At 67.2% G+C, this 12,892-nt stretch carries 11 protein-coding genes; 2 read left to right on the top strand and 9 right to left on the bottom strand.

Features of this window, described 5'->3' with window-relative positions:
* The first annotated feature begins 25 nt into the window (after positions 1-25).
* Positions 26-757 carry a response regulator gene (locus LC490_RS22600; RefSeq protein ID WP_036149544.1) on the top strand — a complete coding sequence of 244 codons (732 nt, stop codon included), beginning with the start codon at positions 26-28 and terminating at the stop codon, positions 755-757.
* Between the two features lie 92 nt (positions 758-849).
* Here LC490_RS22600 and recO read toward each other — a convergent pair whose 3' ends face one another.
* The 9 genes from recO to rpoE form a co-directional block, all read right to left on the bottom strand.
* Positions 850-1,605 carry a DNA repair protein RecO gene (gene recO / locus LC490_RS22595; RefSeq protein WP_036149542.1) on the bottom strand — a complete coding sequence of 252 codons (756 nt, stop codon included), beginning with the start codon at positions 1,603-1,605 and terminating at the stop codon, positions 850-852.
* Between the two features lie 157 nt (positions 1,606-1,762).
* Entirely contained in the window at positions 1,763-2,656 is an 894-nt protein-coding gene (gene era, locus LC490_RS22590; RefSeq protein WP_031373667.1) for a GTPase Era, read from the bottom strand.
* Between the two features lie 179 nt (positions 2,657-2,835).
* Complete coding sequence (gene rnc / locus LC490_RS22585; RefSeq protein WP_031373666.1) at positions 2,836-3,495, bottom strand: ribonuclease III; 660 nt, start codon at positions 3,493-3,495, stop codon at positions 2,836-2,838.
* Positions 3,488-3,865 (bottom strand): DUF4845 domain-containing protein, encoded by a 378-nt coding sequence (locus LC490_RS22580; protein ID WP_223621692.1) that lies wholly within the window; start codon positions 3,863-3,865, stop codon positions 3,488-3,490. The genes rnc and LC490_RS22580 overlap by 8 nt, the downstream gene beginning before the upstream one ends.
* A gap of 90 nt (positions 3,866-3,955) precedes the next feature.
* Positions 3,956-4,741 (bottom strand): signal peptidase I, encoded by a 786-nt coding sequence (gene lepB, locus LC490_RS22575; RefSeq protein ID WP_031373664.1) that lies wholly within the window; start codon positions 4,739-4,741, stop codon positions 3,956-3,958.
* 231 nt (positions 4,742-4,972) lie between these two features.
* Positions 4,973-6,766, bottom strand: a complete 1,794-nt coding sequence (gene lepA, locus LC490_RS22570; RefSeq protein ID WP_031373663.1) for a translation elongation factor 4 — start codon at positions 6,764-6,766, stop codon at positions 4,973-4,975.
* Positions 6,767-7,022: 256 nt separating this feature from the next.
* On the bottom strand, positions 7,023-8,594 hold the full coding sequence (locus LC490_RS22565; RefSeq protein WP_223621691.1) for a Do family serine endopeptidase: 1,572 nt from the start codon (positions 8,592-8,594) through the stop codon (positions 7,023-7,025).
* Positions 8,595-8,718: 124 nt separating this feature from the next.
* Complete coding sequence (locus tag LC490_RS22560; protein ID WP_223621690.1) at positions 8,719-9,681, bottom strand: sigma-E factor negative regulatory protein; 963 nt, start codon at positions 9,679-9,681, stop codon at positions 8,719-8,721.
* Entirely contained in the window at positions 9,681-10,283 is a 603-nt protein-coding gene (gene rpoE / locus LC490_RS22555) for an RNA polymerase sigma factor RpoE (RefSeq protein ID WP_031373660.1), read from the bottom strand. The genes LC490_RS22560 and rpoE overlap by 1 nt, the downstream gene beginning before the upstream one ends.
* Before the next feature lie 218 nt (positions 10,284-10,501).
* Here rpoE and LC490_RS22550 point away from each other — a divergent pair, with 218 nt between their 5' ends.
* Complete coding sequence (locus LC490_RS22550; protein ID WP_223621689.1) at positions 10,502-12,571, top strand: 3-hydroxyacyl-CoA dehydrogenase NAD-binding domain-containing protein; 2,070 nt, start codon at positions 10,502-10,504, stop codon at positions 12,569-12,571.
* Positions 12,572-12,892: the final 321 nt, after the last annotated feature.

Raw genomic sequence — 12,892 nt, 5'->3', positions numbered from 1 at the left:
GATAGCGGGCGGAAGCGAACCGGCAATGAAGACATCCCAAGTCCCACGCATCTTGCTGGTCGAGGACGACCCGACCAGCCGCGCCTTCCTGACCGCCGCGGTCGAGGCCGTGCCGGCCGAAGTCGACGGCGTCGACAGCCTTGCCGCGGCGATGGCGCTCGGCAATGCCGAGGACTACCAACTCTGGCTGTTCGATGCCCACCTGCCCGACGGCAGCGGCATCGATCTGCTCAAGCGTCTGCGCGAGCGTCATCCGAGCACGCTCGCGGTCGCTCATACCGCAACCGGCGAAACCGAAGTCCGCGACCGGCTGATCGCCTCGGGCTTCGCCGAAGTGCTGGTCAAACCATTGCCCGCGTCCGCGGTGCGCGCCGCGGTCCGTCGCTTGCTCGGCCTGCCCGAGCACGATGTCGCGATCGCGCTGTCGTCGATCGACGACGCCGATGCGCCGATCTGGGACGACGAGGTCGCCGCGCGCGCACTCAACGGCAATCGCGCCCATATCGCGACCCTGCGCGAGCTGTTCACCCAGGAACTGCCGAACGCACGGCGCTCGATCTCCAGCGCAGCCGAACTGGGCAACCTCGACGCCTTGCGCGGCGAGCTGCACAAGCTGCGTGCGAGCTGCGGCTTCGTCGGCGCCGCACGCCTGGCGCAGGCAGTGCAGGAGCTGCAGGCGCGACCGGATTCGTCCTTGCTGCTGACGCGTTTCGATCAGGCCGCGCAGGACACCATCGCCCAGCCGATGCTGGGCTGAATCCTTCGCTTCGGGTTTGCGGCTGGTTCCAGCGGCAGATGGGGCGAGCCACTGCATATGCGCAGCCGCCTGTTCCGGCCAAACCGATACGCTCAGCTGCCGTCGTCGTCGCGCCGGATCTCGCGCTTCGGCGCCACCCGCGCCAGATCGGCCAACAACTCCCAGGACTTCAAGCCGCGTGGCCCCAGATGGTGCGCGAGCACCGAACGCATGGCCTGACGCAGGCCCGGCAGATCGGCCGCCTCCGGCGCGCTGTCGTCAGCGAGCGCGAGCAAGGCCCGTCCAGTCGCCGCTGCGCTGCGCTCGCCGTGGCCGCGATCGCTGAGCATGCGCCGCGGCCCCTGCTCGGGGTCGAGGCGATAGCGCGCGGCGGGGTCGATCGCGACGCCCTCGGCGTCGACGCTCCAATCGAAGCCCGAGCCGAGCGCATCGAGCAGATCGCGCTCGAAACAGCGCAAGGTCCAGGCCAGTCCCTCGTCCTGCAGACGCGCGCGGGTGCGGCCGTACAGCTCGTACAGCTCCGGGAACGGGTCGTTGCGCTGCAGCAGGCGCAGCAGCAGTTCGTTGATGTAGAAACCGGCCAGCGCGACTTCGCCGTCGAAGCGCGGGGCCGCGTCGAGGGCTTCGGCCGAGATCAGCCGGGCCAGTTCGCCGCGCGCCAAGGCATCCAGGCGGATGTGCTGGAACGGCTGCAAGGCCGCGCGCAGCACCTGCCGTTTCGGTCCCTGCACCCCGCGTGCGACCAGACCGATGCGCCCGTGATGCTCGCTGAGTACCTCGACCAACAGGCTGGTCTCGCGCCAGGGGCGCGTGTGCAGCACATAGGCGGATTCGGCGACGAGGTGCATACGATTCGGGAATCGAAAATGGGGAGTCGGGAATCGGAATTGGAGCAGAAAGCAAAAGCGGACGCCCGCAAACTTCGGGACTGATCAAGCAGCGTAAATCGAGCAACAGAAATCCCGCCCTTACGAATCCCGATTCCCCATTCCCGATTCCCGTCCCTTATTCGTATCCCAACTGGCGCAAGGCTGCTTCGTTGTCGGACCAGCCTTCGCGCACGCGCACCCAGGTTTCCAGGAACACCTTGGAACCGAACAGGCGCTCCATCTGCACGCGCGACTTGGCGCCGATCTCGCGCAGGCGCGAACCGGCCTTGCCGATCACGATCGCTTTCTGGCCTTCGCGTTCGACCCAGATCACCGCGCCGATGCGCAGCAATTCGCCGTCGACGACGAAACGCTCGATCTCGACCGTGGTCGCGTACGGCAGCTCTTCGCCGAGCTGGCGCATGAGCTGTTCGCGGACCATTTCGCCGGCGAGAAAGCGCTGGCTCTTGTCGGTGATCTCGTCTTCGCCGTACAGCGCTTCCTGCTCGGGCAGCAGCGACAGCACCGTCTTGACCAGGGCGTCCAGACCCTTGCCCTTAAGCGCGGAGATCGGATGCACGCTGGCGAAATCGCGGCCTTCGCTGACTTTCGCCAGATACGGCAGCAGCACGGTCTTGTCGGTGATGCGGTCGACCTGGTTGACGACCAGCACCACCGGCAGGCCGGCGCCGCGCAGGGCGTCGAACGCGAGGGTGTCCTCGTCGTCCCACTGCCCGGCGCGCACGACCAGCAGGGCCGCATCGACGCCTTCGAGGGCGCCGCGGGCGGCGCGGTTCATCATCCGGTTCATCGCCCGCTTTTGTTCGCGGTGGATACCGGGGGTGTCGACCAGCAGCAGCTGGCCTTCGGGAAAGGTGGCGATGCCGAGCAGGCGATGGCGCGTGGTCTGCGGGCGCGGCGAGACGATGCTGACCTTGGCCCCGACCAGGGCGTTGACGAGGGTGGATTTGCCGACGTTGGGACGGCCGATGACGGCGACGTGGCCGGCGCGATGCGAAGAGGAAGTCATGGGGGAATTGTCCGCCTGGGCGGCGGGAACAGCAAATCGGGCCGGAAAGCTTGGGAATCGGGAATCGGGAATCGGGAATCGGCGAGCATTGCATCGCAAGCGGTAGCGGTCGCCCCGAAGCCGACAGCTCCGGCTTCTACGATTCCCGATTCCCCATTCCTGATTCCCGCCTCAAGCCCTCAATCCGCCTTGAGTTGGCGCAGCACGTCCTCGGCGGCGATCTGCTCGGCGGCGCGGCGCGAGCCGGCTTCGCCCACCGCGCTGAGCGGCGGCTGGGTCAATACACAGCTGACCTGGAAGGTCTTGGCGTGGTCTTCGCCGCTTTCGGCGATCAGGGTGTACACCGGCAGCGGCTTCTGCCGCCCCTGCAGCCATTCCTGCAGGCGGGTCTTGGCGTCCTTACCGACCTTGTGCGGCGGCGGCAGGGCTTCCATCGCCGCGGCGAACCAGGGCAGGACCTGGGTGCGGCAGGCCTCGAAGCCTGCATCCAGGTAGATCGCCGCGACCACTGCTTCGAGGGCATCGGCGAGGATCGAGTCGCGGCGGTGTCCGCCGGACTTCATTTCGCCGGGGCCGAGGGTCAGTTTCGCGCCGAGTTCGAGCGTGCGCGCGATCGGCGCCAGCGCCGACTCGCGCACCAACTCGGCGCGGGCTCGGGTCAGCGCCCCCTCGTCGGCCTGCGGCCAGCGCTGGTACAGCGCTTCCGCCACCATCAGGTTTACCAATGCATCGCCGAGGAACTCTAGACGCTCGTTATGCGGGGCCCCGGCGCTTCGATGCGTCAGGGCCTGCTCCAGCAATCCCGGGTTCGCGAAACGATGCGTGAACGAATCAGTCACCGTCTTTCGTGCGCAACTGCTGCACCGCATTGAAGTGACCGACGACGTCGAGATTGGCGATCAGCGGACGGCGCACTTCGTAGTCCACGGTGATTTCCATGCCCTGGTCGTTGCGCACGATCTTGAAGTCGGCCGGCTTCACGCTCTCGACATAACTCATGTCCATGCGGCGGAAGAACAGACTACGGGCCTTGGCGCTGTCCATCTTCCCGGCACCCGGCTCCTTCGCCAGGTCCGCCAACGAACGCTTGACCGAATAGAACTCCGAGTACATCGGCACCAGCTTCATGCCCATGTAAGCGAATACGCCGACCACGGCCAGCAGGAGAATGAACCCGATCAGGGTGATGCCGCTCTGGTTACGCTTCATACCTTCGATCCCCAATTGATCAATGTGCCGGGTTAGCGCGTGCCCGATGCACTCGCAAACCTCGTCCCCATCCGCAACGGCGTAGCGCCGTTACGGAATGCTGCTGCCGATGCGCGAGAAATCCACGCCCCCATCGAAGTTCATCCAGATCAGGAACGCCTTGCCGCGCAGGTTCTGTTCCGGCAGGAAGCCCCAGTATCGGCTGTCCTCGCTATTGTCGCGATTGTCGCCCATCACAAAATACTCGCCCTGCGGCACGACCCACTCGCCCTCGCCCTGGTCCAGCAGCGGCGACTCGGCGCGCAGCAGGATGCGATGGACGTGGTTGCCGACCTGCTCGCGCAGCTCCTGGGCGCCGGTCATCTCGGTGCCGTTGCCGCGGCCCTGGTAGGTCCCGATCGGGGCGTAGAGGATCGGCTCGCCGTTCACGGTCAGGCGGCCGTCGCGGTAGCTGATCTTGTCGCCCGGCAGGCCGATGACGCGCTTGATCCAGTCCTGCTCGGGATGGTGCGGCGGGCGGAACACGACCACGTCGCCGCGCGCCGGCTCGCCCATCGCCAGGATCTTGCGATTGGTGATCGGCAGGCGCAGGCCGTAGGTGAACTTGTTGACCAGGATGAAGTCGCCGGTCAACAGGGTCGGCATCATCGAGTTCGAGGGGATCCGGAACGGCTCGGCGATGAAGCTGCGCAGGATCAGCACCACGAACAGCACCGGGAAGAACGCCTTCGAATAGTCGACGACGATAGGCTCCTTGCCGTCGTCGAGCAGGCCCTCGCGCGCGGCGCGGCGCTTGGCCAGGACCAGCTTGTCGAGCAGCCAGACGACGCCGGTGAATATCGTCAGCGACACCAGTGCGATTTCGAACCAACGCATTGCCGTTTCCTTGCGGTGTTGTGAGCCGGAGCCGAGAAACGCAGCCAGCGGGCCGAACGTCGTGCGCGACCGGCCATGACGGCTCGATTGCGTTGCGCCTGCCCCACCCCCTGCCTACCCTCGCCGTCCGATGATGTTACGGAAACTCCTGGGCGATCATCGCAACCGCCTTGCGCCGGATCGGGCGCAGCCGCGGTTCCTCAACCTCCCATCCCTATTTCCGCCGTTCGCTTACTTGTCGCCGGTGGAGAGCACCGCGAGGAAGGCTTCCTGCGGAATCTCCACCCGACCGACCTGCTTCATCCGCTTCTTGCCCTCTTTCTGCTTTTCGAGGAGCTTCTTCTTGCGGCTGATGTCGCCACCATAACATTTGGCCAAAACGTTCTTGCGCATGGCCTTGACCGTGCTGCGGGCGATGATCTGCGAGCCGATCGCGGCCTGGATCGCGACGTCGAACATCTGCCGCGGGATCAGCTCCTTCATCTTCTCGCACAAGTCGCGGCCGCGCCGGTCGGCATGGCTGCGGTGGACGATGATCGACAGCGCATCGACCTTGTCGCCGTTGATCAACGTGTCCACGCGCACGAACGGGCCATCCTGGAAACGCAGGAAGTGATAGTCCAGCGAGGCATAGCCGCGCGAGACCGACTTGAGCTTGTCGAAGAAGTCCAGCACCACTTCGGCCATCGGCAGCTCGTAGCTGATCTGCACCTGGCTGGCCATGTAGGTGATGCCGATCTGCACGCCGCGCTTTTCCTCGCACAGCTTGATCACGTTGCCGATGTAATCGGGCGGCGTGAGGATGTTGGCGCGGATCACCGGCTCGCGGATTTCCTGCACCAGGTTCAACTGCGGCAGCTTGGCCGGGTTGTCCATCGGGATCACGGTGCCGTCGGTCTTGAGCACTTCGTAGATCACCGTCGGCGCGGTACTGATCAGGTTGAGATCGTATTCGCGCTCCAGGCGCTCCTGCACGATCTCCATGTGCAGCATGCCGAGGAAGCCGCAGCGGAAGCCGAAGCCCATGGCCTCGGAGCTTTCCGGCTCGAAACGCAGGGCGGCGTCGTTGAGGCGCAGCTTTTCCAGGGCTTCGCGCAACGCCGGATAGTCCTCGGCATCGACCGGGAACAGGCCGGCGAACACGCGCGGCTGCATTTCCTGGAAGCCCGGCAGCGGCTTGGGCGCGGGGTCGCTGGCCAGGGTCAGGGTGTCGCCGACCGGCGCGCCGTGGACGTCCTTGATGCTGGCGTTGATCCAGCCCACTTCGCCGGCGCCGAGCTTGGCCAGGTCTTTGCGCTTGGGCGTGAACACGCCGACCTTGTCGACCAGGTGGGTGCGGCCGGTCGACATGACCAGGATCTTGCTGCCCGGGACGATCTCGCCCTGCATGACCCGCACCAGCGAGACCACGCCGAGGTAGTTGTCGAACCACGAGTCGATGATCAACGCCTGCAACTTGTCGGTATCGCGCGGCTTCGGCGGCGGGATGCGCTTGACGATCGCCTCCAGCACCAGGTCGACGTTGAGGCCGGTCTTGGCGCTGATCGCGACCGCGTCCTCGGCGTCGATGCCGATCACCGCTTCGATTTCGGCCTTGGCGCGCTCGATATCGGCGGTCGGCAGGTCGATCTTGTTGAGCACCGGCACGACTTCCAGGCCCTGCTCCACCGCGGTGTAGCAGTTGGCCACCGACTGCGCTTCCACGCCCTGGGCCGCGTCGACGACCAGCAGGGCGCCTTCGCAGGCGGCCAGCGAACGGCTGACCTCATAGCTGAAGTCGACGTGCCCGGGGGTGTCGATGAAATTGAGCTGGTAGACCTGCCCGTCCTTGGCCTTGTAGGGCAAGGACACGGACTGGGCCTTGATGGTGATGCCGCGTTCGCGCTCGATCGGATTGGAATCGAGCACCTGCGCTTCCATCTCGCGCGCTTCGAGACCTCCGCACAGCTGGATGATGCGGTCGGCGAGCGTCGACTTGCCATGGTCGACGTGGGCGATGATCGAGAAGTTTCTGATGTGTTGCATGCGGGGCGACGCGGAGCTCGCCGGTTCCAGGAAAATTAACGGGAGATTATCGCATAGGCCCCGGCACTGACGGCAGTTCCCGCGCTGCCCCGGCGGACGCCGCTCAGAAAGCCCGCCGGAGGCACACCGGGACCGTGCAGCCGGCCCAAACCAATGCGGAGTCCGCCGTAGACAGGCGGGCGCTCATCGGCTGGCCCGGCACGGTTACAGCCCGGCGACGCCGGCAGGCACCTCGGGCTGGAACGCGGGCCGAGGCTTATTTTTCCTCGCTGACCTGGACCGCAATGAACTGGGTCGCGGCGCCGCGGCGAATCAGCAGCATTACCGTCTGGCCCGGCTTGGTGCCGGCCAGAGCGCGATCCAGGGCCGCGGCGCTGCCGACCTGGACTCGGCCGACCGAGAGGACGACATCGCCAGGACGCACCCCGGCTTCGCCGGCGGCGTCGCCCGGATCGCGGATCACTACGCCCTCGCCGGCCTTGATGCCGAGACGCTGGCGGGTCGCCGCATCGACCTCCTGGGTGACCAGGCCGAGCGGGTTGCCGTTGCTGCGCGGGGCGGCCGAGTCGCCCGGTCGGGCCGGCTTGTCGCCGCTGAGGCCGGCAGAGGCATCGGCATCGAGCTCGCTGACGGCGACATTGAGTTCGACATTCTTGCCGTCGCGGAACACCCCCAGCTTGGCGCGCGAGCCCGGGGCAAGATTGCCGATCAAGGGCGGCAGGTCGCTGGACTCGCGGATCTGGGTGCCATTGACCGAACGGATCACGTCGCCGGGCTGGATACCGGCCTTGTCGGCCGGGCCGCCCGGCAACACCTGCGACACCAGGGCGCCGTTACTGTCGGGCAGACCGAATCCCTTGGCGCCTTCGTTGGTGAGCACCTGCACGACCACGCCCAGCTGGCCGCGGCTGACCTTGCCGGTCGCACGCAGCTGCTCGGCCGAATTCATCGCCACGTCGATCGGGATCGCGAAGCTCACGCCCATGTAGCCGCCGGAGTTCGAGAAGATCTGCGAATTGATGCCGACCACTTCGCCGCTGGTGTTGAGCAGCGGGCCGCCCGAGTTGCCCTGGTTGATCGCGACGTCGGTCTGGATGAAGGGCACGTAGCGCTGGTCGGCATAGGGGTTGCTGCGCCCGACCGCGCTGACGATGCCGGCGGTAACCGAATGGTCCAGGCCGAACGGCGAACCGATCGCGACCACCCACTGCCCGGCCTTGGTCTGGCCGGCGCCGGCGGCGCGCAGGAACGGCAGGCCCTTGGCGTCGATCTTGAGCAAGGCCACGTCGGACTGCTCATCGCTGCCGATCACCTTGGCCTTGAGCTCGCGACGGTCGGTCAGCTTGACCGTGACCGTGTCGGCGCCGTCGACGACGTGATGGTTGGTCAGCACATAGCCGTCCTGCGAAATCAGGAAGCCGCTGCCGATCGAACGACCGCCGCCGCGCGGCTGGCGCGGGCCCTGCTGGCCCGGCCCGGGCATGCCCGGCATGCCTTCCGGGCCGAAGAAGCGGCGGAAGAACTCGGGAATCTGCTCCTCGTCCGGCATGCCGTTATTACGCGCCACCCGCTTGGGGGTGACCTCGGCACTGATGTTGACCACCGCCGGGCCGACCCGCTGCACCAGATTGGTGAAATCGGGCAGACCGGCGACCAGGGGAGCCGCGGGTGTCGCCGACGGCGGCGGCGCGATCGGGGTGGTCGGCGCCTGCGCCGTGCAGGCCACCGGCAGCGCGGCGATGATCGCGCCGACCAGGGCCAGGGAATGCAGCGGGCGGCTGCCGGCTGCGGTGCTCTTCGGAAGGCTGTTCATCAGGGGACGGATCATGGGGAGCGGCCTCGAAACGACGTGGATTTTCCGGAAAAAAGACAACAGGTCGCCTGGCGCGGCGGAGCCGCGCATTCGACGAAGGGGGACTGCCCGGCCGGCGGCCGCGGCAGGCAAGGAGGGATCAGGGCTGCGGCTGCGGCCGTTGCGTGGCTTGCGACCGTGCCCTGGCCTCTTCGGCCTGGGTTGCGGGCTCGAAGGGGTAGAACGATTGCGAGGCGCTGCCGCCGTTGCCGACGCTGCCGTAACCGGCGGTATAGCTGCTGCCGCCAGAATAATTGGGCAGGACCGCGCGCGGCCACGGGCGCGCCGCGGGCGATTCGCTCGGCTGCGGCCGGAACGGGTTGGCGTGGACGGCATCGGCCGGCAGCGGGGAGGCGCTGGCGACCGCGACGACTTGCACCGGTGCCTCGGCCGCACGCTCGGAGGCGCGCAGGGCGGCACGCTGGCTTTGGCCGCGCGAACGGCGTTCGGCCAGACGGCGCGGGATTTCGGCCACCGCGACCGCACCGGCCAGCGCCGAGGCGTCGCCGGAGGTCAGCGCGGCCTCGGGCTGGGCGGGGTCGGACCGGACCGGCGCCGCAGCCAGGGCTGCCAGTGCCTGCTCGGCCGGTGCCGGAACGGGCGTCGGTGCCTGGCTGGCCGGAGCGCTCTGCGCCGCGACCTGGGCCGGGTCGGCCGCAACGCCGGTCGAATCGTCGGAGAACGGACGCGCCACGAACAAGGCCGCCACTGCGACCGAAGCCGCCAGGGCGCCGCCGATCCAGCCGCGACGCGAGCCGCCAGCCCGACGCGGGGTGATACCGACCTCGGCCTTGCCCGCCAGCGAGGCTTCCTGTGAACGCAGCATCGCCGCTTCGGCGGCGACCGCCGCGGCCACGCGCCCGGCGAAATCGTGCCCGGCAGCGCCGCTGACCTTGCCGCGCAGCACGTCGCCGCACAGCTGCCAGCGGCCGCAGGTGTCGCGCCACTGCACATCGTGACCGAGCCGCTTCAGCGCGAAGCGCGCGGCGTCGCCATCGAGCTCGCCGTCGAACAGCGCGCTCAGGTTCTCGCGATCATCGCCATGGAGAGTAGTAGACGTCATCAGTGGGCGCGCTCCCGGGTGTCTTGATTGTCCAGCAAAGGCCGAAGCTCGGTGTCGATGGCCTCGCGGGCGCGGAAAATCCGCGAACGCACGGTGCCGATCGGGCAAGCCATCTTCTGCGCGATTTCCTCGTAGCTCAGACCGTCCACCTCGCGCAAGGTGATGGCGGCCCGCAATTCTTCCGGCAACGAATCCACCACCCGCATTACCGTGCGCTCGATCTCCTGGCGCAGCAGCTCGTGCTCCGGGGTATCGGTGTCGCGCAGGCGGATGCCCGTATCGAACTGCTCGGCGTCGCCGGCGTCGATGTCGTCGGTGGGCGGCCTGCGGTTCTGGGCAACCAGATAGTTTTTGGCGGTATTCACGGCGATCCGGTGCAACCACGTATAGAACTGGGCGTCGCCGCGGAAATTCGCCATCGCGCGGTAAGCGCGGATGAAGGTTTCCTGGGCCACGTCCTGGCATTCGCTCCAGTCGGGGATGTAGCGCCCGATCAGCGCGGTGATCCGATGCTGGTACTTGCGCACCAAGGCATCGAACGCTGCGCTGTCGCCACGCTGGACACGCCTGACCAGCTCCTGGTCCAACTCATTCTCGGCCATGCCGCGCCGGCACTCCTGTCAGCTCGGCAATAGCCGAACAATGGGACAACCCTGTCGGGGGAAAAGTTCAATCGCGGCATTAATGGGGCCGCCGGCGGTCGCCCGCAACCGCCAAGTGTCACATGAGGGCCCGGGGGCCTGTCGACACGGGCGATTTGACGGCAGTGAAACAAGATCGGGATGATAGCGGCTTCCCATACCTGAACGGATGGTGCGGCATGACTGCAGCCCTCGACGGACTCCCCGCTTTTGACGGGCTCCGCGCCCGCCATTGGCACACCGAATTGCGCGAGGACGGCGTACTGGTGCTCTCGTTCGACCGCGAAGGATCGCCGGTCAACACCTTCGCCCAGGAAGTGCTGATCGAACTCGACGGCCTGCTGGAGCGCCTCGCCCTGGACCCACCCAAGGGCCTGGTGCTGCGCTCGGCCAAGAGCAGCGGCTTCGTCGCCGGTGCCGACATCAAGGAATTCCAGAGCTTCGACGAGAAAGGCACGGTCGGCGACGCCATCCGTCGCGGCCAGCAGGTGTTCCAGCGCCTGGCGGAACTGCCCTGCCCTACGGTCGCGGCCATCCACGGCTTCTGCATGGGCGGCGGCACCGAGATCGCCCTGGCTTGCCGTTACCGCGTCGCCAGCAGCGACGCCTCGACCCGCATCGGCCTGCCCGAAGTGAAGCTCGGCATCTACCCGGGCTGGGGCGGCAGCGTGCGCCTGCCGCCGCTGGTCGGCGCACCGGCCGCGTTCGACATGATGCTGACCGGCCGCACCCTGTCGGCCTCGGCCGCGCGCGCGATCGGCCTGGTCGATAAGATCGCCGAGCCCGCGGTGCTGGTCGACACCGCCGCCGGCATCGCCCTGCGCGGCGCCGAACGTCCGTTCAAACAACGCTTCATGGGCTGGGCCAGCAACACCTGGCCGGCGCGCAAGATCCTCGCGCCGATGCTGGTCAAGCAGGTCGCCCGCAAAGCGCGCAAGGAGCACTACCCGGCGCCCTACGCCCTGATCTCGACCTGGGAGCGGACCGGCGGCGGCGTACAGGCCAAGCTCGCCGCCGAACGCAAGTCCGTGGTCAAGCTGTCCTCCACCCCGACCGCGCGCAACCTGATCCGCGTGTTCTTCCTGCAGGAACGGCTCAAGGGCCAGGGCGGCAAGGAGCACGGCATCAAGCACGTGCACGTGGTCGGCGCCGGCGTGATGGGCGGCGACATCGCGGCGTGGTCGGCCTACAAGGGCTTCGAGGTCACGCTGTCCGATCGCGAACAACGCTTCATCGACGGCGCGCTCGAACGCGCCCAGGAGCTGTTCGCCAAGAAGGTCAAGGACGAGGCCAAGCGCCCGGCCGTGGCCGCGCGCCTCAAGGGCGACCTGGGCGGGGAAGGCGCCGACCTCGCCGACCTCGTGATCGAGGCGATCATCGAGAAGCCCGAAGCCAAGCGCGAGTTGTACGACCAGGTCGAACCGCGCATGAAACCCGATGCGCTGCTGACCACCAACACCTCGTCGATTCCGCTCGACGAACTGCGCGAACACATCCGCCGCCCGGCCCAGTTCGGCGGCCTGCACTACTTCAACCCGGTCGCCTTGATGCCGTTGGTGGAGATCATCCGCCACGACCGCATGGCGCCGGGGACCGAACAACGCCTGGCCGCGTTCTGCAAGGCCATCGACAAACTGCCGGTGCCGGTCGCCGGCACGCCCGGCTTCCTGGTCAACCGCGTGCTGTTCCCGTACATGCTCGAAGCCGGCACCGCCTTCGCCGAAGGTATCCCGGGCCCGACGATCGACAAGGCCGCGGTCAAGTTCGGCATGCCGATGGGCCCGATCGAACTGATCGACACCGTCGGCCTGGACGTCGCCGCCGGCGTCGGCGCCGAACTCGCGCCCTTCCTCGGCCTGAGCGTGCCGCCGGCCCTGAGCAACGTCGAGCCGGGCAAGCGCGGCAAGAAGGACGGCCAGGGCCTGTACAAGTGGGAGAACGGCCGCGCCCAGAAGCCGGAGCTGTCGAAAGACTACAAAGCGCCGAACGATCTCGAAGACCGCCTGATCCTGCCCTTGATCAACGAAGCCGTGGCCTGCCTGCACGACGGCGTGGTCAGCGACGGCGACCTGCTCGACGCCGGCGTCATCTTCGGCACCGGCTTCGCCCCGTTCCGCGGCGGCCCGATCCAGTACGTTCGCGAAAACGGCCCCGACGCCGTGCTCGCGCGCCTCAAGCAATTGCAGGCCCGCTACGGCGACCGTTTCGCGCCCCGCCCCGGTTGGGATTCGCCGCTGTTGCGCAAGTAAGCGCAAGCGATCCTAGAAACGAAGAAGCCGCGCACCGCGCGGCTTCTTCGTTTCTGCGTCCCGCCGTTGCCGTTGCCGTTGCCGTTGCCAAGATTTTGCTGTGGCTGTGCGCAGCTTGGCGCTAGCGAAGGCAAACGAAGACCCGGAGGGCGGCCCGCAGGGATGCGGGCCGTTTTTCATCGGGACAGGGATGTCCCGTATGAAAAATCCCCGCGTCTGCGGCGCGCGTGCGGGCCTGTGATTCAAAGAGAAGCATTTTTCTTTGGTTACCTTTCTTTTGTTGCTTATGACAAAAGAAAGTAACCCGCCGCTTTAGTGGCG

It is taken from the genome of Lysobacter sp. ESA13C (assembly GCF_019970005.1).
GTDB lineage: Bacteria > Pseudomonadota > Gammaproteobacteria > Xanthomonadales > Xanthomonadaceae > Lysobacter > Lysobacter antibioticus_B.
This window is presented reverse-complemented; position numbering and strand designations above follow the sequence as displayed.